General features: G+C 71.0%; 3 protein-coding genes. All 3 read left to right on the forward strand.

All coding sequences use genetic code 11. The features are described from left to right. Positions 1 to 272 precede the first annotated feature (272 nt). From GTY96_RS31750 to GTY96_RS31760, 3 genes are read left to right on the forward strand one after another with little or no spacing between them, the layout of a single operon-like run. Positions 273 to 12,284 (forward strand): type I polyketide synthase, encoded by a 12,012-nt coding sequence (locus GTY96_RS31750; protein WP_161666668.1) that lies wholly within the window; start codon positions 273 to 275, stop codon positions 12,282 to 12,284. After that, a complete protein-coding gene (locus GTY96_RS31755) occupies positions 12,281 to 16,342 on the forward strand; it encodes a non-ribosomal peptide synthetase (RefSeq protein ID WP_161666669.1) in 4,062 nt (1,353 codons plus the stop codon). Before GTY96_RS31750 ends, GTY96_RS31755 begins: the two co-directional genes overlap by 4 nt. Next, positions 16,339 to 26,088: a non-ribosomal peptide synthetase/type I polyketide synthase gene (locus GTY96_RS31760; protein ID WP_161666670.1), complete on the forward strand. Its 9,750-nt coding sequence runs from the start codon at positions 16,339 to 16,341 to the stop codon at positions 26,086 to 26,088. Before GTY96_RS31755 ends, GTY96_RS31760 begins: the two co-directional genes overlap by 4 nt. Positions 26,089 to 26,091 lie beyond the last annotated feature (3 nt).

A 26,091-nucleotide genomic window follows, 5' to 3' on the forward strand; every position in this document is an offset into this window, starting at 1 on the left:
TTTCCACTGCACTGTCTCGTAGTCCATAGGTTCCGGGGGGGATGGAAATTCGTCTGGTATTGCCTGGGTTCCGGGCGTAGAGAGGTGGCGTCGGTGCGGCGGAGCTTCGCTTTGTCGTGTCTGTCGTTTGGGCGAGTGGACTCCAGAGCCAGTCGCTGGTTCGCATGTATGCGTTGAGGTGCGCCTGACCCCCGGGCGTGCATGTCTTTTGCGGTTTCTTGGGTGTCTTTGTGGCGCAAACGAAGACAGCCCGGATGCCAGTGAGGCAGGGAATGGAAGAGAGGGTTCGCGACGTCGACGCGCTGCGTGCGTGGCTCGCGGTCGAGCTGTCCTCGTTGCTAGGGCTCGAGGCGGGCAAGGTGGGGCTCGCGACGCCGTTCTTCCAGATGGGCGTCGATTCGCTCGTCGCGCTCAAGTTGATCTCCAGACTCTCTGACAAGCTGGGCAGGTCGCTCTCGCCCACGCTCATCTGGGAGCATCCGACCCCCGCGGGGCTCGCCGCCCATCTCCTGCATCCAGAGGAGGGGGCGGAGTCGAATCGCGTCCGGGACACATCCGCCCCGGAGGCTTCCGAGCCGATCGCCATCGTTGGACTGGCGTGCCGCTTCCCCTCCGCGCCCGATGCCGAGGCGTTCTGGCGGGTCCTCCAGGAGGGCATCGACTGTGTGACGGAGGTCCCCCCGGGTCGCTGGGAGGAGGCCGCCTCCCGGGCGCCAACTCCAGAGTCGCGGGAGCGGCTTCACCCTCCTCCGGGGGCGTTCCTCGACACCGTGGACCGTTTCGACCCGGGCTTCTTTGGAATCTCGCCCCGTGAGGCGGGGCAGCTCGATCCCCAGCAGCGCTTGATGTTGGAGTTGTCATGGGAGGCGCTCGAGGATGCGGGCATCGCGCCGCGGACGCTTCGTGGCTCGAAGACGGGCGTCTTCACCGGGCTGGTCTGGCGGGACTATGCCGATCTCCAGACGCTCCATGGGGCATTGCCCTCTCTTCATACATGCACCGGCCACGCTGGGAGCATCGTCGCCAATAGGGTTTCTTATGTGTTTGGGTTCGAGGGCCCCAGTCTGGCCATCGATACCGCCTGTTCCTCGTCGCTGGTCGCCATCCACGAAGCCTGTCGCAGCCTGCGCGCGGGCGAGTCGACCCTGGCGCTCGCGGGCGGCGCGCAACTCAATCTCTCTCCCCGCACGCTGATGGCGGTCTCGGCCTTCGGCGCGCTCGCGCCGGACGGGCGGTGCAAGACCTTCGATGCGCGAGCCAATGGCTATGGGAGAGGGGAGGGGGCCGGCGTCGTCATCCTCAAGCCCCTGTCGCGCGCCCTGGCGGACGGGGACTCCATCTACTGCCTCATTCGTGGCGGCGCGGTGAACAACGACGGCGCCAGCAATGGGCTGACGGCCCCCAGCCCCAAGGCCCAGGAGCGGCTGCTGCGTGAGGCCTATGGCGCCTCGGGCGTGGACCCCGCGCGGGTGCAGTACGTCGAGCTGCACGGGACGGGAACGCCGCTGGGCGATCCGATAGAGGCGCGAGCCCTGGGCGCGGTCCTGGGGGGGCCGGCGCGGTCCTCCGAGGAGTCCCTGCGCGTGGGCTCGGTGAAGAGCAACATCGGGCACCTCGAAGCCGCCGCGGGCGTCGCCGGCGTCATCAAGGTGGCGCTCTCCATCCGGAAGCGGAAGCTCCCGCCGAGCCTGCACTTCGAGCAGCCGAACCCGCACATCCCGTTCGATGCGCTGCGCTTGCGCATGCAGACGGAGCTCACTCCGTGGCCCAGGGCCGAGGAGCCTTCGCTGGCGGGCATCAGCTCCTTCGGCTTTGGGGGGACGAACTGTCACCTCATCGTCGAGGAGTATCTTCCGGGGCCTCGTCGGGCCGCTGGGCCTCCGTTCGTGGTGCCCCGCCCGCCGTCCGTGTCCCCCGTGCCGCCGAAGGTCGCGTTCCTCTTCGCGGGCGCCGGCTCGGCCTGGTGGGGCATGGGGCGGGAGCTGCTGGCCACGCAGCCCGTCTTCCGTGCCCGCTTCGAGGCCTGTGACGCCGTGTTCCGGGGGCTCGGGGGCGGGTCGCTCGTCGATGCGTTGCTCGCGCCTCGCCCTCGCTCGCGCTTCGACCGGGGTGAGGTGCAGCTCCCGGTCGTCCTCGCGTTCCAGCTCTCCCTCGCGGCGTTGTGGCGCGACTGGGGCGTCGAGCCGAGCGCGGTCGTCGGGTACAGCGTGGGGGAATGGGCGGCGGCGCAGGTGGCGGGGATCCTCACGTTGGAGGAGGTCTTCGCGCTCGCACACCACTACATCCAGGTCCAGCGGAGCGTGTCGGGTGGTGCGGGGATGGGCGTGGTGGGGCTTCCCGCCGCCGAAGTGGAGGCGCGCATCGCCTCCTACGCGGGGCGGATCGCGATCGCGTCGGTGAATAGCCCCCGGTCCACGGGCATCGGGGGGGAGCCCTCCGCGCTCCAGGACTTCACCTCGCGGCTGGTGGCGGAGGGGCATTTCGCGCGCACGGCCGAGATTGATTTCTACGCCCATATCCCCCAGGTCGAACCCCTCAAGTCCCTCTTCTTGGAGGGCTGTCCGGCGCTCAGGCCGCTGCCGGGACGCATTCCGATGGTGTCGACGGTGTCGGGCGCCTTCGTTGAAGGGCTGTCGCTGGGGCCGGGCTACTGGGCCGACAACTTCCGGGAGCCCGTGCGGTTCGCCGACGCCGTGAAGACCCTGCTCGACTCCGGGCACGAGGTCTTCCTCGACGTCAATCCTCATCCCATCCACGCGCGCTCGGTGGAGGAGAACGTCGAGGCCCGCGCGGCGCGGGCTTCGGTCCTGGGCAGCATGCAGCGCGGCGAGCCGGACCTGGACGGGCTCCATCGTGCGCTCGACACGCTCGCGGCGGCGGGCCACGCGATTCGTTGGGAGCGCGTGTCCCCGGAGGCCTCCGTGCCTCCTTCCGGCGACGTGCCCTCGGAGCTGTTCGTCCTCTCGGCGAGGACGGAGCCGGCGCTTCGGGAGCAGGCCCTTCGCGTCGCCGAGCACCTTCGCGACAGGCCCACGCTTTCGCTCGTGGAGCTCTGCGCCACGGCGGGCCTGCGTCGCGACCACCACGCGCACCGGCTGGCGTTGGTGGCCCAGACGCGGCTCGCCCTGGACGAAGGACTGGAGGCGTTCGGGCGCGGCGCACCCCCGCGGGCCTTCCAGTCCCAGGGCGTGGTCCGGCAGGGCGAGGCGCCGCGCGTGGGCTTCGTGCTGTCAGGGCAGGGGGGCTTCCCCCTCGGCGAGAGCACCCGGCTGTTCAAGGAGGAGCCTTGCTTCCGGGAGATGTTCGAGCGCTGCGACCTGGCGTTCCGCGCGCGGACGGGCGAATCCCTCATCGACGCGATGGAGGTCGCGCGGGAGGGGGCCCCTCCGCCGCGCACCGAGGTGGAGCAGCCGCTGCTGTTCGCCTTCCATGTGTCTCTCGCCGCGCTGTGGGCGGCGTGGGGGATCCGTCCGGACGCGGTGGTGGGGCACAGCATCGGAGAGGTCAGCGCCGCGCACCTCGCGGGAGCGCTGTCGCTCGATGAGGCGATGGCCCTCGTCGTGAGCCGCAGCCGCTTGATGGGGCGCACGGCCGGGCGCGGAGGGATGGCCACCGTGGAGGCCTCGCTCGAACGGCTGTTGCCGCTCCTCGCGCCTCACGGTGACGCGCTGTCTGTCGCCGCGATCAACGGTCCAGAGGACATCGTCGTCTCGGGGGAGCGCCCGTCGCTGGAGTCACTGCGGGACGGCCTCCAGCGTCAGGGGCTTCGTGTTCGCCTCTTGAACGTCGACCATGCCTTCCACAGCGCGCAGATGGACGCGCATCTGGATGAGCTCGACGCCTGCACGCGGGAGCTCGCGCCGAAGGCGCTGGTGACGCCGCTGTATTCGACCGTGCGCGGCGGGCGCGTCTCCGCCTCGGAGCTCGATGCGGCCCACTGGCGCGCGAACATCCGCCAGCGGGTCCTGTTCGCGCCGGCCCTCCAGGCGATGCTCGCCGACGGCTGCCGGGTCTTCGTCGAAGTCTCGCCGCACCCCGTGCTGTCGCAGCCGTTGACCCGGACGCTCGAGGCCTCGGGGGTGGAGGGGACATCGGCGCTGTTCTCCGCGCGCCGCGACCGGCCCCCCCGCGTCACGTTGCTCGCCGCGCTGGGGGCGCTCCACACCTTGGGGCACGAGCCCTCTTGGACGGGCGTCTTCCCTCAGGGGGGCCGGCGGGTGGCGCTGCCGTCCTATGCCTGGCAGCGCGAGCGCTACTGGTTCGATGTCGCGCCCGGTGCCGCGCCCGTCCAGGCGCATCCGTTGCTGGGTCGCTCAGTCGAGGCGCCTCCAGGGGAGACCCGCTTCGAGTCCTCGCTTCGCGCGGACCGCGTGCGGCTGCTGAGCGACCACCGGCTCTACGGGACGGTGGTCATCGCGGGCGCGAGCATGGTCAGCATGCTGCTCGAGGCCGCGAGGTCGCTCTGGGGCACGGAGCGCTGTTGCGTCCAGGACGTGCTGTTCCTGAGTCCCATCGTGATGGAGGACTCCGAGGAGCGCATCTTCCAGGTGTCCCTCGCGGCCGGTGGCGACTTCCAGCTGTCGACCCGGCCCGCCCGGGGCGACGCGGAGTCCTCACCTTGGACGCTGCACGCCACGGGGCGACTCGAGAGGGGCGGGGAGGCGTCACCCGCGCCCGAGTCGCTTGCCGGGCTCGAAGCCCGCTTCGAGCAGCTTCCCTCCATCGAGCGTTTCTACGAGGGCATCGACCGGCAGGGGCTGGTGCTGGGGCGACAGTTCCGCTGGTTGGAGGCGGTCTTCCAGGGCGAGCGCGAGGCGCTGGGGCGGCTGCGGCTTCCGGAGGCGGAGGATGGCGCCGAGGACTATCGGCTGCATCCGGGGCTCATCGACTCGTGCTTCCAGGTGCTGGGCGCGGTCTCCGGGTTCTCGTCCATCGAAGGTCTGGCCTTCGTCCCCATTGGCATCGACCGGTTCACGCTCCACGAGTCGCGACTCCCGCGCCTCTGCCATCTCGTGCTTCGCGCTGGCACGGGCGCGGTCGACGAAGCCTCGACGGTGGACCTGCGCTTGCTGGACGAGTCGGGCACGGTCGTGGCGGAGGTCCGCGGGCTGACGATTCGCCGGGCGCCACGGGAAGCCGTCCTGCGACGCGATACGGCGGCGGCGGCGCTGCTCTTCCAGGTCGAGTGGCAGCCCCGGCCCGTGGCCCCGCTGTCTTCTCCGCCGGCGTCCGTCCCCTGGCTCCTCCTCGCGGACCGAGGTGGCGTCGCCGCGGGGCTCGCCCGACAGCTCGAACTTCGCGGTGGACGGGTGGAGGTGATCTCCACCGGCCAGGATGACACGCAGGGCTTGTTCGAGCGCCTGGAGGCGCTCGGTGGCCCGGCGCGGACCCTCGTCGGAGTCGTCGACCTTCGAGGCCTCGACACGGCGATGCCGCTCGAAGGCTTGGAGCGTGGCGTCGAGCTGGTGCGGCGGCTGGTGACCCGGGAGGGCGGAGTTCCACCGCGTCTCGTCCTGGTGACGCGGGGCGCGCAGTCGACCGGCGCGGATGACGGCCCCCTCGTCACCGAGCAGTCGCCGCTCTGGGGGCTGGGGCACGTGGTGGCCCTCGAACATCCCGAGCTGCGCTGTGTGCGCATCGACCTGGATCCGTCCGGGCCTGTCGAGGACGCGGCGCTGCTCGCCCAGGAGCTCGCGCTGTCGGGAGACGAGGACCGCATCGCCTTCCGTGCGGGTCGGCGCCTCGTGGCCCGGCTCGCGCGGACGAGGCTTCCGCGCGCGGCCCGTCCGCTCCCGCTGGGGGCGGATGCCACGTACCTCATCACGGGAGGGCTCGGGGGCCTGGGGCTCGAGGTCGCCCGGTGGATGGTCGACCGGGGCGCGCGTCACCTGATACTGATGGGACGCGGCGCGCCGGGGCTGCTCGCGGAGGAGCGACTGGACGCGCTGCGAGCCGCGGGCGCGACGGTCGTCGTGGGACGGGGTGATGTGGCGTCGCGTGCGGACGTCGCGCGGGTGCTGGGCGAAGGCCGCGCGTCGATGCCGCCCCTTCGGGGCGTGGTGCATGCGGCGGGAGTCCTCGACGATGGGCTCCTGGTGCTCCAGGACGCGGCGCGGATGGCCGGTGTGCTCGCTCCCAAGGTCCAGGGGGCGCTGAACCTCCACCTCGAGACCCTCGACGACCGCCTCGACTTCTTCGCCCTGTTCTCTTCAGTGAGCGCTGTCTTCGGGACCACCGGGCAGACCAGCTACGCCGCCGCCAATGCCTTCCTCGACGCCCTGGCTCATCAACGGCGTGCCCGGGGCCTGACGGCCACGAGCATCAACTGGGGCCCCTGGGCCGAGGTGGGCATGGCCGCGCGACTGCCCGCCGACGCGGGCAAGGCGTGGTCTGGCTTCGGGCTGGGGATGCTCGCCCCAGACGCTGCCCTCGCGGCATTGGAAGGCATCCTCCGCGCCGACCTCACGCAGGGGGTGGTCGTGGGCGCCGGAGCGGGCGCCGTGCAAGGGGCGCTCCCGCCCTTCTTCGAGGTGCTGGCGCCTCGTCGTGCCGAGCCTCCTCGCCCCGCATCACCCGGATGGGTGTTCGCGGGCGCGTCGCCCCGTGAGGCCCGGGCGCGCTTGCTCTCGCTGCTTCAGACGCAGGCGGCCGACGTCCTCGGCCTGTCGCCCGCGTCGCCCATCGATCCCCGTCGACCTCTCCAGGAGTTGGGGCTCGACTCGCTGATGGCCTTGCAGCTGCGCAACGGTCTGGCCGCCGTGCTCGGCCGGCCACTGCCCGTCACGCTGCTGTTCGATCACCCGAGCCTGGGTCAGCTCTTCGACTTCCTCGGGCGCGAGCTCACCGCCGAAGGCGCGGTGTCCTCCGAGTCGGCACCTCGACCCGTGAAGGCACGCCGGGAGGCCACGGACGGCGCGGAGCCCATCGCCGTGGTGGGGATGTCGTGCCGGCTGCCCGGTGGCATCCGGAGCCCGGAGGACTACTGGCGCCTGCTCGCCGATGGCGTGAACGCGGTGCGCGAGGTGCCCGCGTCGAGGTGGGCGCTCGACGACTGGTACGACGCGGATCCGGAGGTCCCGGGCAAGACGTACTCGCGGCACGGTGGCTTCCTCGACGAAGTCGACGCGTTCGACGCCTCGTTCTTCGGGATCTCCGGGGCGGAAGCCCGGTCGATGGATCCGCAGCAGCGGATGTTGCTGGAGCTGAGCTGGGAGGCGCTGGAGAACGCGGGGATGGCGGTGGAGCGCCTGAAGGGGAGCCCCACGGGGGTGTTCCTGGGCATCTGCCTGAGTGACTACGCGCTGCTGGAGCTCAATGCCTCCGATGCGCGCGGCATCAACGCCTACTCGGGTTCGGGGGGCGTGCTGAGCGTGGCGGCGGGGCGCATCGCGTACGCGCTGGGCCTGGAGGGCCCCACCTTCGCCGTCGACACCGCCTGCTCCTCGTCCCTGGTCGCCACCCACCTGGCCTGCCAGAGCCTGAGGGAAGGCGAGTGTGACGTCGCGCTCGTGGGCGGCTCGAACCTGCTGCTCTCGCCGCGCATGACGGTCTACTTCTCGAAGCTGAAGGCGCTGTCTCCGGACGGGGCCTGCAAGGCCTTCGACAGCGCCGCCAACGGGTATGTGCGAGGTGAAGGCGCGGGGGTGGTGGTCCTCAAGCGGCTGTCCCAGGCGCTCGCGGACGGGGACCCGGTCCTCGCGGTCATCCGGGGGACGGCCGTCAACCAGGACGGCCGCTCGAACGGCCTCACCGCGCCGAGCCGACCGGCCCAGGAGCGCGTCATCGAAAGCGCGCTGCGCCAGGGGGGCGTCGCCCCGCTCGACGTCGGCTATGTCGAGGCGCATGGCACGGGGACCTCGCTCGGAGACCCCATCGAGGTGCAGGCCCTCGCGGCGGTCCTCGGGCGTGGGCGTCCCGTCACCTCGCCGCTGGGGATCGGCTCGGTCAAGACCAACCTGGGGCACCTGGAGGGCGCGGCCGGAATCGCCAGCCTCATCAAGGCCATCCTCGCGCTGCGACACCGCGAGCTGCCACGCAGTCTCCACTTCAAGGCGCCGAGCCCCCACATCCCCTGGGCCGAGCTGCCCGTCGAGGTGATCTCCGAGCACCGCGCGTGGCGCGTCCCGGAGGGGGGGCGTCGGATCGCCGGGGTCAGCTCCTTTGGCTTCAGCGGGACCAATGCCCACGTCGTCGTCGAAGAGGCCCCTCCCGTCGAGCGTCGAGCGGAGGCCCCGGCTCACGTGGAGCGACCCGAGCTGCTGGTCCTGTCGGCCCGTTCGGCGGAGTCCCTGCGCGAGGCCGCCGGGCGCCTGTCGGCGACGCTGGCCGGAGGGGGTGGCGCGGCGTGGCTAGACCTCTGTTACTCCGCGAGCTGTCGTCGGAGTCACCACGAGCATCGGCTCGCCGTGGTGGCTCGTTCCCGAAGCAGCGCGGCGGAGGCGATGGACGCCTTCCTTCGCGGCCTGACGCACCCGGATGCCTGTTCCGGCTATGCGCTCCCTGGCGTGGCCCCCAGGGTCGTCTTCCTCTTCACCGGACAGGGAGGGCAATGGTCCGGCGCGGGCCGTGCGCTGCTCGAAGAGGAGCCCGTCTTCCGCGAGGCCCTGCGGTCCGTGGATGCGGTGCTGATGAAGCTCGCGGGCTGGTCCGTCATCGAGGAGCTTCAGCGAGAGCAGCCCCGCTTCGAGCTGGCCCACATCTCCCAGCCCGCGCACTTCGCGCTCCAGGCGGCGCTCGTGGCGTTGCTGCGCTCCTGGGGCATCGAGCCCGACGCGGTCCTGGGTTCCAGCATCGGCGAGGTGGCGGCGGCTCACACCGCCGGGGTCCTCTCGGTCGAGGACGCGATGCGCATCACGCTCGAGCGCAGCCGCATCCTCGCCGCCATCGCGGGTGGCGGGGCGATGAGCGCGGTCGAGCTCTCCGAGGAGGAGGCCAACGAAGCCATCGCGAGTCATGGGCCGCGACTGTCGGTCGCGGCGCTCAACAGCCCGACCTCGGTGCTGCTGTCCGGTGACGCGGGCGCCATGGAGGAGGTGCTTGGCGCGCTGACCGCGCGGGGTGTCTCCTGCCGCCGACTCGGCCTGGACTATGCCTCGCACAGCCATGCCGTGGAGCCCCACCTGGAGGCGCTGCGACAGTCGCTGGGCGGGCTGCGCCCACGGCCCGAGACGATCCCCATCTTCTCCTCGGTCTCCGGGCGCCGCGCGGCAGGCGGTGACTTCGACCGCGACTACTGGGCCCGGAATCTCCGGCAGCCGGTGCGCTTCGCGCCCGCGATCGCCGAGCTCGCGAACGACGGCCACTCGCTCTTCGTCGAGATCGGACCCAACGCCGTCCTGTCGCGCCCGGTCCAGCAGTGCTTCCAGCAGGCGGGCAAGAGCGTGACGGTGGTGTCGGCCCTGCGGCGGGGAGAGTCCGAGCGCCACACCCTGCGCGCGCTGCTGGGAGGCCTCTTCGTCGCGGGCGTCTCCCCCGCGTGGGGACAGCTCTTCCCAGAGGGCGGCGAGCTGGTGCCGCTGCCGCCCTATCCGTGGGCCAAGGAGCGCTACTGGGTCGCCCATCCCGCCCCGGCCTCGCGGCCTCCCTCTCCCCAAGCGGAGCTTCCCCTGCACGGGCGCCGGGTGCGCTCTCCGTTGGCGGAGACCCTCTTCGAGGTGGAGCTGTCGGTGGATCGGATGCCGTTCCTGCGCGAGCACCTGCTTCACGGCGCGGTGGTGGTGGCGGGCGCCGGGCATGTGTCGATGGTGCTCTCGGCGCTCCAGTCGCTTCATGGCTCCTCTCCGATTCGCCTGGCCGACATCGTCTTCCCTCGGGCGCTCGTCCTGGAGGAGGGGCTGCCGCGTCCGGTCTCGGTGGTGGTGGGCGCGGAGCAGGGGGGGCGCGCGTCGCTGCGCATCCAGAGTCAGGAGCCGGAGGTGGGCGGGGACGGTGGCTGGGTGCTCCATGCCGAGGGCAAGGTGCTGTCCCATGCGCCGCGGGCCGACACGTCCGCGTCGCCATCACTGGAGCAACTGCGAGCGCGATGTTCGCGGCTGCTCGAGATGCCCCGGATCTACGAGACGATGGACGCCGAGGGCATCTCGCTCGGGCGACGCTTCCGCTGGGTCGAACAGCTCTGGCAGGGAGAGGGTGAGGCGCTGGGGCGCATGCGCGCGCCTGAACCCGAGGACCTGCACCCGGGGACGCCGCTGCACCCCGGGTTGATCGACTCCGTCTTCCATGTCCTGCGCGGCATCCCGGGCCTCGGACGCGACGACGGCGTGCCCTACATCCCGGTGGGGATCGAAGGCGTGGTCTTCCTGTCACCGCCTCGCGGCACGCTCTGGGCGCACGCGGTGCTGCGGCCCGAGGGCGGCCGTGACGGTGAGACGCTGAGCGCCGACTTCCGCCTCTTCGGAGAGGACGGCGCGACGGTCGCGTTGATTGAAGGGCTCATCGTCAAGCGCGCCCCGCGCGAGGCCTTCGCGCGTGACAGCGTGCGCGCGCTCGGACAGGGGCTGTTCCAGGTCCGCTGGCGACCCACTCCTCCCCCCGCCGCGACTCCGGCGCGGGACTCCGGGGCATGGCTGCTGGTGACGGATCGCGGTGGCGTTGGCGCCGCATTGGCGGACCGGCTTGGCGCCGAGGGCTCCCGCTGCCAGGTGATGGCCGCGCCCGAGCCCGCGGAGTCGGATGCGTCGCTGCAGCGTCGGCTGGAAGAGGCGCTGGGCGCGCGCACCTACCGCGGCGTGGTGTACCTCGCGGCCCTGGACGTGGGCGCACTGGAGCCGGGGAGCGAGGCGCAGGCCACCACCGAGGTCCTGGTCGGCGCGGTGCGGGTCCTCCAGGCCCTGACCCGGATGGAGCGAGGCCTGCCCCCCAGGTTCTGGCTCGTCACTCAGGGGGCGCAGTCGACCGACGCGCGGCAGCAGGCGCTCGCGCTGGCCCAGGCGCCGCTCTGGGGGCTCGGGGCCACGCTGCGCCATGAGCACCCTGAGCTGCGCTGCACCCTCGTGGACCTGGACCCGGCGCCGGCCGCGGACACGGTTCACTCGCTGCGCTCGGAGCTGCGGGTCCTGGATGGGGAGGACCGGATCGCCTGGCGAGACGGAGTGCGGCTCGCGCAGCGGCTCCAGCCGCTGGACGTGGTTCCGGAGCCCGGGCCCGTGCCGGTCTCCGCGGACGCCACGTACCTCATCACGGGGGGCCTCGGTGGGCTGGGGCTGCGGTGCGCGCGGTGGCTCGCGAAGGAGGGCGCGCGAAACCTGGCGCTCCTGGGCCGCACCCCGCCTTCGGATGAGGCCCGCGCCGTGCTCCAGGCCCTCGCTTCGGAGGGCGTCTCGGTGCGCGTGCTCCAGGCGGACGTCGGCGAGCGGGAGTCCTGCGCGCGTGCGCTCGCGGAGCTCCGCGCGAACATGCCTCCGCTCCGTGGCGTCATCCATGCCGCGGGGCTGCTCGATGATGCGTTGCTGGTCCGGCAGGAGCGCGAGCGCATCGAGCGTGTCTTGCGGCCGAAGGTCGCGGGTGCCCTCCACCTGGACCAGCAGACGCGGGAGGATCCGCTCGACTTCTTCGTGATGTTCTCTTCCATCGCCGCGCTGCTCGGCGGGGTGGGGCAGGCGAACTACAGCGCCGCGAATGCCTTCCTGGATGCGCTGGCCGCCGAGCGACGGTCGCGCGGACTGCCGGCGCACTCGCTCGCGTGGGGCCCCTGGGCGGAGGTCGGACTCGCGGCGGCGCGGGCCGACCGTGGCGCGCGGCTCGAGGCCCTGGGGTTGGAGAGCCTCGCGCCGGATGACGGCGTGGCCATCCTCGGGAGGCTCTTGCGCGGCACCGCCGAGACGCATGTGGGCATCGCCCGCATCGACTGGGTGAAGTGGGGACGGGCATATCCCGCGGCGGACCATGCCTCGCTGCTGACCGACTTCATCCGCTCACAGCCCCAGGCCGCGCGCCCGGCGCCCGAGGGACTCCCTCAGCTCCAGGAGCTGGTCCGGCTGCTCCCCGAGGAGCGACGGGGGCGGGTCGAGGGCGCGCTGCGGCGCGAGGTGGTCTCCATGCTGGCCCTCCCTGGAGATCTGGCCGACGGCCGACTGCCACTGGTCCGCTTCGGCTTCGACTCCCTGATGGGCATGAAGCTCAAGGCGAGGTTGGAGCTGGCGCTGGGGCTCTCGGTTCCGGCGGTCAAGCTCCTGAGCGGCCTGAGCTTCGACGACCTCGTGAAGCTCGTCCTGGAAAGCCTCGATGCCGTACCGCCTCCGCCGGAAGCGGCCCTCGATGAACCGATGGAGGAGTTCCGATTTTGAATGCCACCGAACTCATTGCCGAGCTGACGCGTCTGGGTGTGGAGCTCAAGGTCGAGGACGAGCACCTCCGCGTCCGCGCCGCGCGCAACGTCATCACTCCCGAGCTTCAGAAGCACATCGCCGCCCGGAAGGCGGAGATGGTCGCCCTGCTCCTGCGGCGGAGCGCGGACCTCCGCTCCGAGCAGGAGCACGCGCCCTTTCCGCTGACCGAGATTCAAGAGGCCTACCTGGTCGGGCGCGGCACCGACTTCGGCGTCGGGGGGATCTCCTGTCACCTGTACCACGAGCTCGACGGCCGCGAGCTGGACGTGGCGCGGCTGTCGCGCGCGTGGCAGCGCCTCATCGAACAGCACGCGATGCTGCGCGCGGTGGTGCTCCCGTCGGGAGAGCAGCGGGTGCTGGAGCAGGTGCCCGCCTTCTCCATGCCCGTGCTGGACTTGCGCGGGCAGGCGCACGACGTGGTCGAGGCGAAGCTCGCCGCGATCCGCCAGGAGCTCTCCAACCGCTCCGTGCCTCCGGGGCAGTGGCCCAGCTTCGAGCTCCGCGCGACGCTGCTCGATGGGAACCGCACGCGCATCCACTTCGACATCGATGCCATCACGATGGATGCCGCCGCCGTGCTCGCGCTCCTGGAGGAGTGGCGCGAGCTCTACGTGGATCCGGAGCGGACGCTCGAGCCGGTGCCGGTGTCCTTCCGGGAGCATGTGCTCGCGGAGATCGCCGCCCGCGATACGAATGCCTACCGGAGCGCCGAGGCCTATTGGCGCGCGCGCCTCGATGACCTGCCGGAAGCACCGGTGCTTCCGCTGGCCACGCCTCCCGAGCAGCTGGTGCGTCCCGCGTTCCGGCGGCTGCGCGGGAGCCTCGATGCGAGGCGGTGGGAGCGCTTGAAGCAGCGGTCCGCGGAGGCGGGGCTGACCCGCTCTGGCGTGGTCTGTGCCGCGTTCGCGGAGGTCCTCGCGGCTTGGAGTGAGAGCGCCCGCTTCTGTCTGAACCTCACCCTCTTCAGACGCCTGCCCATCCATCCCGCCATCGACAAGGTCGTCGGCGACTTCACGACGAACGCGCTGCTCGAGGTCGACGGCCGTGGCGCGTCGTTCACCCATCGCGCGGTCCAGCTTCGGGATCAGCTCGCGAGGGATCTCGAGCACCTGCACTTCAGTGGCGTGCGGGTGATGCGTGAGCGCGCAAGGCGGCGGGAGGGGCCTGGGGCGCTCATGCCCATCGTCTTCACGAGCCTCCTGGGGCACCGGCCCAGCAAGGCGGCTGGGGGCTCTCCCTTCGGGTGGCTGGGCGAGACGGTCCACGCCATCACCCAGACGCCGCAGGTGTGGCTGGACCATCAGGTCCGGGAGGACGACGGCGCGCTCTGCTACTCCTGGGACAGCCCGGAGGGGCTGTTCCCGGAGGGCATGCTCGAGGACGCCTTCGCGGCCTACGAGGAGCTGCTGGGCCGGCTCGCCGATGACGACGCATCCTGGGGGGAGCGCTCCCCGGTGCGCCTCCCGAAGGCACAGGCCGTGCGCCGGGAGGTGTTCAACGCCACCGCGTCTCCCATCCCCGAGGCGCGCCTCGACGCGCTCTTCCTGGCCCAGGCGCGGCGGGAGCCCTCCCGGCCCGCGGTGGTGAGCGCGGGGCGGACGCTGAGCTACGAGGAGCTTCGCGGTCACGCGGGTGCGCTGGCCACCCATCTGGTCGAGCTGGGGGCGCGGCCCGACGGGTTGATCGCCGTCGTCCTGGAGAAGGGCTGGCGGCAGGTGGTCGCGGCGATGGCCATCCCACTGGCCGGGGCGGCCTACCTCCCCATCGACCCCACGCTCCCGGAGGAGCGCCGCCGGGTCCTGCTCCAGGAGGGGAAGGTCCAGGTCGTGGTGACGGAGCCGGGGCAGGTGGAGCGGTTCGCGTGGCCGGAGGCGGTCCGGGTGGTGAGCATCCAGGACAGCGCGCACGGCGCGCCTCCGTCGGTGCCGTCGCGCTCGGCCTCGGACCTCGCGTACTGCATCTACACCTCCGGTTCGACGGGCCGTCCCAAGGGGGTGATGGTCGAGCACCGCGCCGCGGCGAACACCCTCCAGGACATCAACGCGCGCTTCAAGGTCGGCCCGGAGGACCGGGTCTTCGGCCTCTCGTCGCTGGGCTTCGACCTCTCGGTCTACGACATCTTCGGGAGTCTGGCGGCGGGCGCCACGCTCGTCCTGCCGGAGCCCGAGGCGACGTGGGAGCCCACGAGCTGGTTGCGGTGGATCCGCGAAGCGCGCGTGACGGTCTGGAACTCCGTCCCGACGCTGATGGAGATGCTCGTGGACGTGGTGGAGTCGCGCGGGGAGCGCCTCCCGGAGTCCCTTCGCCTGGTGTTGCTGAGCGGTGACTGGATCCCCGTCACGCTTCCGGACCGCATCCGGAAGCTGTCCAGCGAGGTCCGAGTCATCAGCCTCGGTGGGGCGACCGAGGGCGCGGTCTGGTCGATCCTACACCCCATCGCCAAGGTCGACCCCGGGGCGCGCAGCATTCCCTACGGCCGCCCGATGCTGAACCAGCGCTTCCATGTGCTCGATGAGGCGCTGGCTCCGCGTCCGGAGCACGTGCCGGGCGACCTCTTCATCGGAGGCGTTGGACTGGCCCGGGGCTACTTCGGCGACGAGGAGATGACGCGTGCGCGCTTCTTCACGCACCCGGGCACGGGCGAGCGCCTGTACCGCACGGGCGACCTGGGCCGCTTCCTGCCGGGAGGGGACATCGAGTTCCTGGGCCGGAAGGACTTCCAGGTCAAGGTCGCCGGGCACCGCATCGAGCTGGGCGAGATTGAAGCCGCGCTCGCGCGGCATCCGGCCATCCGCGAGGCCGTGGTCGCCGCTCCTGGAGAGCGCACCCTGCGAAGGCTGGTGGGCTACGTCGTCCCCGTGGAGGGACAGCCGTCGCCCTCGGACGACGCGCTGCGGGAGTTCCTGGGCCGGACGTTGCCGCACTACATGGTGCCGGGCGTCTTCGTGCGCCTTCAGGCTCTGCCGCAGTCGGCGAACGGGAAGGTGGACCGCAAGGCCTTGCCCACGCCCGTGGAGGAGCCCTCCCGCGGCGCGGGCCCCATGGATGCGCGCGGCGGGAAGATCTTCACCCAGGTCACCCAGCTCGTCGCAGAGGTCCTGAAGCGTCCCAGCGTCGAGCCCGAGGCCTCGCTGCTCCAATTGGGCGCTACATCGGTGGAGTTGATCAAGCTCGCGACGCTGCTGGAGAAGGCGTTTGGAAACAGGCCCCGGATGTCGGAGTTCCTGACGTTGCGGAACACCGCGGAGATCGTCGCCTACTACACCCGGCGCCAGCCGGCGGAGGAGGCCACGGGCGAGGCCGTGGGACCGAAGGCCGAGGAGGGGCTGCTGCTGGACCTCGAACAACGCGAGGCCTGGAAGCGCGCCCGGCACGGTGTCCGCGCGTTCGACCCGGGGACGGCGGTGGTCGCGCTGGCCGAACCCGCCGAGGCCGAAGCACGGCGCCGGCATCTGGAGCGCGCCAGCCACCGGACGTTCTCCTCCGCGCCCGTGGAGGCCCAGGCGCTGGGACGCCTGCTGTCATGTCTGCGCTCGTTCGATATCGGGGGGCGCTTCAAATACCAGTACGGCTCGGCCGGAAACAGCTACGGCGTCCAGCTCTACCTCCACGTCGCTCCCGGGAGGGTCCAGGGGCTCGAAGCGGGCGCGTACTACCACGAGCCGGTTCGCCACGCGCTGGTGCGGCTCACGGCGAAGGGCGCGCTCGACGCGAGCCTGCACGTGCCCACCAACCGGCCCCTGTTCGCGAGCTCGGCGTTCTCGCTCTTCCTGGTCTGTGACCGGCGAGCCATCGCGCCGCTCTACGGCGAGAAGTGGCGGGACTTCGCGCTGCTCGAGGCGGGGCTCATCTCGCAGTTGCTGGAGATGCGCGCCGCCGAGCAGCAACTGGGGCTCTGCCAGGTGGGCGAGCTGCGCTTCGACGACGTCCGGGATGCGTTCCGGTTGGAGGAGCCGCACGTGTACCTCCACGGCCTGCTGGGCGGCTCCATCGCCTGGGAAGAGGGGGCCCTGTGAAGGCCGCCGAGTTCATCGTCGAGCTCCAGCAGAAGGGCATCGAGCTGTGGGTGGAAGGGGATGCGCTGCGGTTTCGCGCGCCCCCGGGCCACGTCACGGAAGAGGTGCGCACGGCGCTGCGGGAGCGCAAGAGCCAGCTCGTGGAGCACCTGAGCGCCGCCCACCGCGTGGCGGAGGTCCGGGCCGCGGTGGTCCAGCCACCCGAGGGTGCGCGCTTCTCGCCGTTTCCACTCACCGACATCCAGAACGCCTACTGGGTGGGGCGACAGGATGCCTTCGACGCGGGCGGCGTCGCGGCGCACAGCTACCTGGAGCTCGCGTTCGATGCGCTGGACCCCGCTCGGCTCGAGCGCGCGCTCCAGCGGCTCATCGAGCATCACGACATGCTGCGCATGGTGGTGCTCCCGACGGGCGAGCAGGTGGTCCTGGCCTCCGTGCCTCCGTTCCGCGTCACGGCCTACGACCTTCGCGCGGCCTCGGCCGAGCAGGTCGACGCCCACCTGGGGGAGCTTCGCGCCGAGCTGTCACATCAGGTGCTCCCGGCCGACCGCTTCCCGCTCTTCGAGGTCCGCGCCTCCCAGCTCCCGGGGGGACCGGTCCACGTGCACGTCAGCCTCGACCTGCTCGTGGCGGATGCCCTCAGCGTCCAGCTCCTCATCGAGCAGTGCGTCGTGCTGTACCAGGACCCGGACGCTCCGCTGCCGCCGCTGAAGCACACCTTCCGGGAGTACTTCGCCGCCGCCGCGAAGCGCCGTGAGCAGGGGGCCGAGGCCTATCAGCGCGCGCTCGAATACTGGCGTGAGCGGCTGAAGACGCTGCCCGGCCCGCCGGAGTTGCCGCTCGCCGCCGACGTGGAGGGCAGGGGGCCTCGTCGCTTCAAGCGCCGCAAGGGCGGGCTGGACCCCGCCGCGTGGAGGACGTTCCGCGAGCGCGCCGCGGCGGCGGGGGTGACGGCCTCCATGGCGCTGGCCGCGGCGTATGGCGAGGTGCTTCGCGCTCACGGCCGCGGTCAGCGGCTGACGCTCAACCTGACCCTCTTCAACCGCCTGCCGTTGCTCGACGACGTGGAGAAGATCATCGGCGACTTCACCTCGGGCATCCTGCTGGAGGTGGACGGCTCCCGGCCGGAGTCCTTCGCCATGCGGGCCCGGCGACTCCAGGGCCAGCTCTTCGACGACCTGGAGCACTCCGTCGTCTCGAGCGTGCAGGTCCTGCGAGAGGCGACCCGGCTCGGCCGTCTGGACACGGGGATGGGCATGCCCTTCGTGTTCACGAGCCTGCTGTCGGAGACCGGGCGCTCGCTGCACATGGGCGAAGGCGTGCGAATCGTCGAGGTCGTCAGCCAGACGCCCCAGGTGTGGCTCGACCACCAGGTCTTCGAGCTCAATGGTGCGCTGTATTTCAGCTGGGACTCCGTCGACGCGCTGTTCCCCCAGGGGTTGGTGGATGCGCTCTTCGAGGCCTATGGCCGGCTGCTGCGCCGGCTGGTCGAGGACCCGTCCGCATGGGACGCCCCCGCGCGACAGCCCCTCCCCGCCGAGCAGCTCGCGCGCCGGGAGGCCTACAACGCCACGGAGCGGCCGGTCGCGCCGGAGCGGATGGAGACGCTGTTCCTTCGTCAGGCGGCGCGGCGCCCCGAAGCGCCAGCGGTCATCGCCGGTGAGCGCGTGCTCACGTACGAAGCGCTGGAGCGGCGCTCGGCCCGGCTCGCGTCGTGGCTCATCGCCCAGGGGGCGATGCCGGAGCGGCTCGTGGCCATCGTCGCGGAGAAGGGGCCGGAGCAGGTGCTGGCCGCGCTCGCCATCCTGCGCGCTGGCGCGGCCTATCTGCCGCTGGACCCGGGCCTGCCCACCGAACGGCTCCACGAGCTGCTGAAGGACGCGCGCGTCGAGCTGGTGCTCACGCAGGCCCACCTCGACGCGTCGTTGGTCTGGCCCGAGGGGCCCCGGCGGCTCGCGGTGGACCATGACGGAGCGCTCGAAGTCGCGGACGCGGGGCCTCTACCCGTCCTGGGCAACGGCCTCGCCTACGTCATCTACACCTCGGGTTCGACGGGGCGGCCCAAGGGCGTGATGATCGACCACCGGGGCGCGGTGAACACCCTGGTCGACATGAACGAGCGCTTCGGCGTGGGCCCTGGAGACAGGGTGTTCGCGCTCTCGTCGCTCAGCTTCGACCTCTCGGTCTACGACGTCTTCGGGGCGCTCGCAGCGGGGGCCGCCATCGTGATGCCGGAGCCCGGCACCCTGCGCGACCCCAGCCACTGGCTGTCGGTCCTGTCGCGGGGCAGGGTGACGATCTGGAACTCGGTCCCCGCGCTGATGGAGATGCTCATCGAGTTCGTCGAGGGCGGCGGGCATCGCCTCCCGGACTCCCTGCGTCTGGTCCTGATGAGCGGTGACTGGATTCCCGTCACGCTGCCCGGACGGATCCGGAGCCAGCACGCGGCCATCGACGTCGTGAGCCTCGGCGGTGCGACCGAGGCGTCCATCTGGTCCATCCTCTACCGGATCGGCGAGGTCGACCGGGCGTGGCGGAGCATTCCCTACGGCCACCCGATGGTGAACCAGCGCTTCCATGTGCTGGACGACGCGCTCGAGCCCTGTCCGGAGTGGGTGGCGGGGCAGCTCTACATTGGCGGCGTGGGGGTCGCGCTGGGCTACTACGGCGACGCGGAGCGCACCGCCGCCCGGTTCATCGTCCACCCGCGAACCGGCGAACGTCTCTACGCCACTGGAGACCTGGGCCGCTTCCTTCCGGACGGGGTGATCGAGTTCCTGGGCCGGGAGGACTTCCAGGTCAAGATCCAGGGGCACCGCATCGAGCTGGGAGAGATCGAAGCCGCGCTCGACACGCACCCGGCCGTGCGGGGAGCCGTGGTCAAGGCGCTCGGGAAGCCGGGCGGGCCTCGGCGTCTGGTGGCCTATGTCGTCCCGGACGCGATCCCGACGAACGTCCTCGCGAAGGAGCCCGCGCAGGAGACGCTGGATGAGGCGCATGAGCTGGGCCCGCTCCAGGGCGTCATCTCCGATCCGATCGCGCGCCTCGAGTTCAAGCTGAAGGGCCCCGGGCTGCGAGCGGACGTTGGGCTCCGGAAGTCCGTTCCGCTCCAGAGGCCGGTGCTCGACGCCGCGTTGCTCCAGGAGATCACCGACCGGCGGAGCCACAGGTCCTTCCGCGCTGGTCCCATCTCCTTCGAGCGGCTCGCCGAGCTGTTGAGCTGCCTCATGCAGGTCCAGCTCGAGGACTCGCTCCTTCCCAAGTACCGCTATGCCTCGGCGGGAGGGCTCTATCCGGTGCAGGTCTACCTGCACATCAAGGCCGGGGGAGTCACCGGACTCCAGGGCGGGACCTACTACTACCATCCGAAGCAGCACGAGCTGGTGCTGCTCACGCCAGACGCGACCCTGAGCCGAGGCCAGCACGCGCCCGGCAACCGGTCCCTCTTCGACGACGCGGCGCTCTCCGTGTTCCTGGTCGGACAGCTCAAGGCCATCCAGCCGCTCTATGGCGATCTCGCGCGGGACTTCTGCCTGCTCGAAGCGGGCTACATCGCCCAGCTGTTGATGAGCACGGCGGCGGGGGGCGCGTTGGGCCTGTGTCCGGTGGGAGGCCTGGACTTCGAGCCGTTGCGCCAGCAGCTCGAGCTGGATGAGGGGCATGTCCTCCTGCACAGCTTCCTGGCGGGAGGGGTCGGTGCAGCGGTGGCGGTGAGCCGGCCCGCGGCGCGCACGGCGGCCGCCGCGTCCCTCCCCGAGGAGCTGCGGCGCCATCTGGTCGCCCGGCTTCCGGACTACATGGTTCCCACCTCGTTCGTCCTGATGGACGCACTGCCGCTGACGTCCAACGGCAAGGTGGACCGCGACGCCCTGCGCGCACCGGCCGAGAGCGCGGAGACGCAGCTGCCCACGGCGCGTGCGCCGCGCACGGAGGTGGAGCGCTCGCTCGCCACCATCCTTCAGGAAGTGCTCCAACTGGACGAGGTGGATGTCCATCGCAACTTCTTCGACCTGGGCGGCACGTCGGTGCAGATCGTCCAGGTCCACCGGAAGCTGCGAGAGCGACTGCACGTCGACCTCCCCATCGCCCAGATGTTCCGGTACACGACCGTCAGCGCGTTGGCGGAGTACGTGTCGACGAGGAGCGCCGAGGCGCGGCCCGCCGCTCCTCCGTCACCCCCTCGGGTCGAGCCCGTCCGCGAGGAGCCGCGCGCGAAGGGCATGGCCGTGCCGAGCGCACAGCCAGACCGCGCGCTGGAGTCGGCCATCGCCATTGTCGGCATGTCCGGCCGGTTCCCCGGCGCTAGGAACCTCGCGGAGTTCTGGCGGAACCTGTGTGAGGGCGTCGAGTCGGTCTCCTTCTTCACGGAGGAGGAGCTGCGCGGCTCGGTGTTGGAGCCCTCGCACCTGGATGACCCCCGCTACGTCCCGGCCAGCGCGGTGCTCGATGACGTGGAGCACTTCGATGCCGAGCACTTCGGGCTCATGCCGAAGCAGGCCCGGCTCACGGACCCGCAGCACCGCATCTTCATGGAGTGCGTGTGGGAGGCCATCGAGGACGCGGGCTACGACCCGAAGCGGCTCAAGTCCCTGGTGGGGGTCTATGCCGGCTCCATCCTCAGCAACTACCTCTTGTTCCACCTCGGCTCGTCGGTGGGACGTGAGGGCGCTGTTCGAGACCTGCAGACGCTGATTGGAAACGACAAGGACTACCTCGCGACCCACGTCTCCTACCGGCTCGGGCTGAAGGGCCCGAGCATCAGCGTCCAGACGGCTTGCTCCTCGTCGTTGGTGGCTGTCCACCTCGCGAGTCAGGCGCTGCGCAACCGGGAGTGCGACATGGCGCTGGCGGGGGGCGTCGCCGTGCGGTTGCCGCAGAAGTCCGGCTATCTCTACGAGCAGGGCGGCATCCTCTCTCCGGATGGCCACTGCCGGGCGTTCGACGCGGACGCCCAGGGCACCCTCTTCGGGAGTGGCGCGGGCGTGGTGGTGCTCAAGCGCCTCTCCGACGCGCTGGCGGAGGGCGATTGCATCCGAGCGGTCATCCGCGGCTCCGCGGTCAACAACGACGGCTCGGTGAAGATTGGCTACACGGCTCCGAGCCAGGACGGCCAGGCCGCGGTCATCTCCTCCGCGATGACGGCTGCGGGCGTCAGCCCCTCCAGCATCGGCTACGTCGAGACCCACGGGACGGGCACGCCGCTGGGCGATCAGATCGAGTTCGCCGCGCTCCAGCAGGCCTTCGGTGCCAGCGCTGACGCGGTGGGGGTCTGCCCCATCGGCTCGGTGAAGACCAACGTGGGACATCTGGAAGTCGCGGCAGGCATCGCCGGGTTGATCAAGACCGTGCTGTCACTCCAGCACCGGCGCCTGCCGCCCAGCCTGAACTTCAAGAGCCCGCACCCGCAGCTCGACTTCGCGCGCAGCCGCTTCTTCGTGAACACGCGGCTCGCGGAGTGGCGTGCCGCTTCGACGCCGCGTCGCGCTGGGGTGAGCTCCTTCGGCATCGGCGGGACGAACGCGCACGTGGTGCTGGAGGAGGCGCCGGAGGTGGAGCGGAGGAAGGGGAAGGAGCGGCCGAAGCACGTGCTGGCGCTGTCAGCGCGGAGCGAGAAGACGCTGAGGGAGCTGGCGGGCCGGTACGCGAAGGCGCTGGAGGAAGAAGAGCTGGGGGACGCGTGCTTCACGGCGAACACGGGGCGAGGGCGGTTCGCGCACCGGGTGGCGGTGGTGGGAGGGACGGCGGAGGAGCTGAGAGAGGAATTGGAGAGGTACGAGAGGGAAGGGGCGGTGGAGAGGGGGGCGGCGGGGCAGGCGAGGAAGGCGGGAGGAGAAGAGGTGGTGCTGCTCTTCACGGGGCAGGGAGTGCAGCACGAGGGGATGGGGAGGGAGCTGTACGAGACGCAGGAGACGTTCCGGGAGGTGATGAAGAAGTGCGACGGGGTGGTGAAGGAGGAGCTGGGGGAGTCGCTGGTGGAGGTGCTGTACGGAGGGAAGGGGAAGCAGCTGGAGAGAAGCAGCGTGTCGCAGGCGGCGCTGTTCAGCGTGGAGTACGCGCTGGCGCAGGTGTGGGCGGAGTGGGGAGTGAAGCCGGCGGCGGTGATGGGGCACAGCCTGGGTGAGTACGTGGCGGCGTGCGTGGCGGGAGTCTTCAGCGTGGAGGAGGGGCTGAAGCTGGTGATGGAGAGAGGGAGGTTGATGGAGGGGTTGGAGGGAGAAGGGAAGATGGTGGCGGTGCTGGCGAGTGAAGAGGAGGTGAGGGGGGAGGGAGGAGGAGGGTTGGTGGCGGCGGTGAATGGGCCAGAGGAGGTGGTGCTGGCGGGGAGGGTGAAGGAGGTGGAGGAGGTGGAGGGGAGGCTGAAGGCGAAGGGGAGGGAGTGCCGTGTGTTGAAGACGACGCACGCGTTCCACTCGGAGCTGATGGAGCCGATGAAGGAGGCGTTCGAGAGGGCGGCGGGGAAGGTGAGGATGGAGCGAGCGCGGTTGGAGTTGGTGTCGAACGTGAGCGGGAGGGCGGTGAAGGGAGGAGAGGAGAAGGAGGCGGGGTACTGGGCGAGGCACCTGAGGGAGCCGGTGAGGTACTGGGAGGGAGTGAAGGGGTTGTACGAGAGGGGGTACCGGGTCTTCGTGGAGGTGGGGCCGAAGCCGACGCTGACGGGAGTGGGGAAGAGGTACCTGGGGAAGGGGGAGGCGGAGTGGGTGGGGAGCCTGAGGCCCGGGAGCAGCGATTGGGAGACGCTGCTGGGGAGCATGGCGAGGCTGTACGTGAGGGGCGTGGAGGTGGACTGGGAGGGATTGGACAAGGCACACGCGCGTCGACGCACGCCGCTGCCCACGTATCCCTTCCAGCGTGAGCGCTACTGGGTCGAGCGCCCTCGCGAGCGCTCGCGCCCCGCGGCGTTGAGTGCGGGGGGCCTGGGGTTGCTGGGACGACGCATCGTGTCCCCCGCGCTCAAGCAGACAGTCTTCGAGTCGTCGGTAGGCACCGGAGGGATGCCATTCCTGGCCGAGCACCGGGTGCACGGCGCGACGGTGCTGCCAGCCACGGTCTACATGGAGCTGGCGCGAGCCGCGGCCGCCGACCTCCTGGGGGCTGGTGCACACGCAGTGGACGGCCTGAACCTTCACGACGCGCTCGTCCTGCGCGGTGACGGTGAGCGTCTCCTTCAGTGCGTCGTCTCGCCAAGCGGTGACGACACGCACGCCTTCCAGCTCTTCAGCGCGCAAGGTGAAGGCGCCCGAGGCTCGAAGGAGCCGCGCTGGACGTTGCATGCGTCGGGAAGTCTCTCCAGGGCTCGGCCTGATGTCGCCTCACCTGAGCCGCGCGGACTCTCGGGGTTGCTGGCGCGGTGCCCCACGGAGGTCCCAGCGGCGAAGCTCTCCTCACACTTCGAGGCACGAGGGATCCATTACGGCCCGGCCTTCAAGGGAGTCGAGCGCATCCACCTGGGTCAGGGGGAAGCGCTGGGTTGGGTCCGGCGCCCCGAGGTGTTGTCCTCGGATGCGTGGGGAGCGCCGCTGCATCCTGCGTTGCTCGATGCGTGTCTTCAGGTCTGTGGCGCCCTCTTTCTCGGAGAGGGAGTCGGCCCCATCGACGATGTGCTCGCTCTGCCCGTCGCGCTGAAGCGACTCGTCTTCTGGCGTGAACCAGGCACGGCTTGCTGGAGCCACGTCACGATGCAGTCAACGGCTGGCGCGGCTGACGGCACCGTGACCGCGGATGTCCGCATCCTCGATGAAACCGGGGCGGTGTGCGTCGAGTTGGAGGGCCTTCGCTTCCAACAGGTCAGCCGCTCCGCATTGCGGCGGATGCTCGGCACCGGGCGGGACTGGACCTACGAGCTCGCCTGGGAGCTTCGCCCCTTGAAGGGGCTCCATGAGGGCATGGCACCGCGAGGGACCTGGGTGCTGCTCGCGGATGGCGGTGGCCTGGGCGATGCGCTCGCGGAGTCTCTGGAGGCTCATGGGGCGCGCTGTGTGGTGGTGCGCCCGGGAAGCACCTTCGAGGCTCGCGACGGCCGGACGTTCACGCTCGACCCGGCTCGCGTCGAGGACTTCTCACGCCTGCTCCATGAGGTCTCGGCGACGGGCGGTGAGCCCTGCCGGGCGGTCCTGAACCTGTGGGGGCTCGATGGCGGGCCGGACGCGCCGTCGACCCAGGACCTGGCCTGCATGGGGGCGCTCCATCTGGCACAGGCGCTGGGCCGGAGTGGCGGCACGACACCAACTCGCCTGTGGATGGTGACGCGCGGCACGCAGCGCACCGGCCATGACGCGGCTCCTCCGACGTTGGCCAATGCGGCGCTCTGGGGACTCGGCCGCACGCTCGCGGTGGAGCACCCCGAGTCCTGGGGAGCGCTCATCGACCTCGATGGCGGCTCGCGCGACGAGGAGCTTCGCGCTCTGAGGGAGGAAGTCCTCCAGACGCCGGAGGGGGAGCAGGTCGCCTACCGGAACGGACGGAGGTACGTCGCCCGCCTCGCGCGCTGCGAGGTGGCACCGAACACGACGCCTTCCATCTCACGGCTCCGGCCGGATGCGAGCTACCTCATCACGGGCGGTCTGGGTGCCATTGGCCTCCAGGTGGCCCGGTGGATGGTGGAGCGCGGTGCGCGCCATCTGGTGTTGATGGGGCGGAAGGAGGCGAGCCCCGAGGCGGTGGCGGCGCTGCGGCTGCTTCGGGAGGTCGGGGCACGAGTCGAGTGCGTGCAGGGAGACGTCTCGCGCTCCGAGGACGTCGCACGCGCGCTGTCCACCCTCGCGACCAACGCTCCACCGCTGCGGGGCGTGATGCATGTCGCAGGCGTGGTGGAGGACGGAACGATCCTCCACCAGGACTGGGCCCGCTTCGAGCGCGTGCTCGCACCGAAGCAACGAGGGAGCTGGAACCTCCACCAGCAGACGCGGGAACTGCCGCTGGACTTCTTCGTGCTGTTCTCGTCCTCCGCTTCACTGCTGGGGGCCGCGGGGCAGGGCAACTACTCCGCCGCGAACGCGTTCATGGATGCGCTCGCGCATCACCGGAGGGCGCTGGGGCTCCGCGCGGTGAGCATCAACTGGGGCCCCTGGAGTGGCGGCGGAATGACGGCTGCGCTCGGGGTGCCGGAGGCGCGGCGCTGGTTTGAATGGATTGAACCGGAGCAGGGGCTGGCGTTGCTGGGGCGCGCGATGGATTCAGGGCGCGCGCAGGTGGCGGTGCTGCCCATCGAGTGGCCCGCGTACCTCCAGCGCTTCGGAGAGGTGAACGCGCCGAAGGTCCTGAGCGGGCTGCTCGCCGAGGCGCGCGCCGGGATGCCCAGAGCGACCGCGTCGCCGATGCGGGCGCGGTTGAAGGGGCTGTCTCGTGGCCGTCAGCAGGAGACGCTGCTGGAGCACGTCCATCAGCAGGTGGTCCAGGTGCTGGGGCTGGATCCCTCCAAGCCGATGTCAGGGGGGCTGCGGCTGTTCGACTCAGGCCTGGACTCGCTGATGGCCGTCGAGCTGAGGAACCGCCTCCAGTCGAGTCTGGGACTCGAGCGCCCCCTGGCGGCGACGCTGGTGTTCGAGCATCCCAGCATCGAGTCCCTGGTCGACCATCTGGCCCTGGAGGTCTTCGAGTTGGGCCCCCTCGTCCCTGTCGCGGAGCAGGCGCCGACGGACGACGCGGGCCCGGCGCTGGCGGAGCTGGAGCAGCGTCCCCAGGAGGAGTTGGGGTCGCTGCTCGATCAGAAGCTCGCGGCCATCGAGAAGCTGATGGGTGAGGACTAGTCC

This window comes from Corallococcus silvisoli (genome assembly GCF_009909145.1).
Lineage (GTDB): Bacteria > Myxococcota > Myxococcia > Myxococcales > Myxococcaceae > Corallococcus > Corallococcus silvisoli.

What these genes read in the sequence shown, in the direction of transcription:
- GTY96_RS31750 (WP_161666668.1), top strand. Translation starts at nt 273, where the DNA reads ATGGAAGAGAGGGTTCGCGACGTCGACGCGCTGCGTGCGTGGCTCGCG.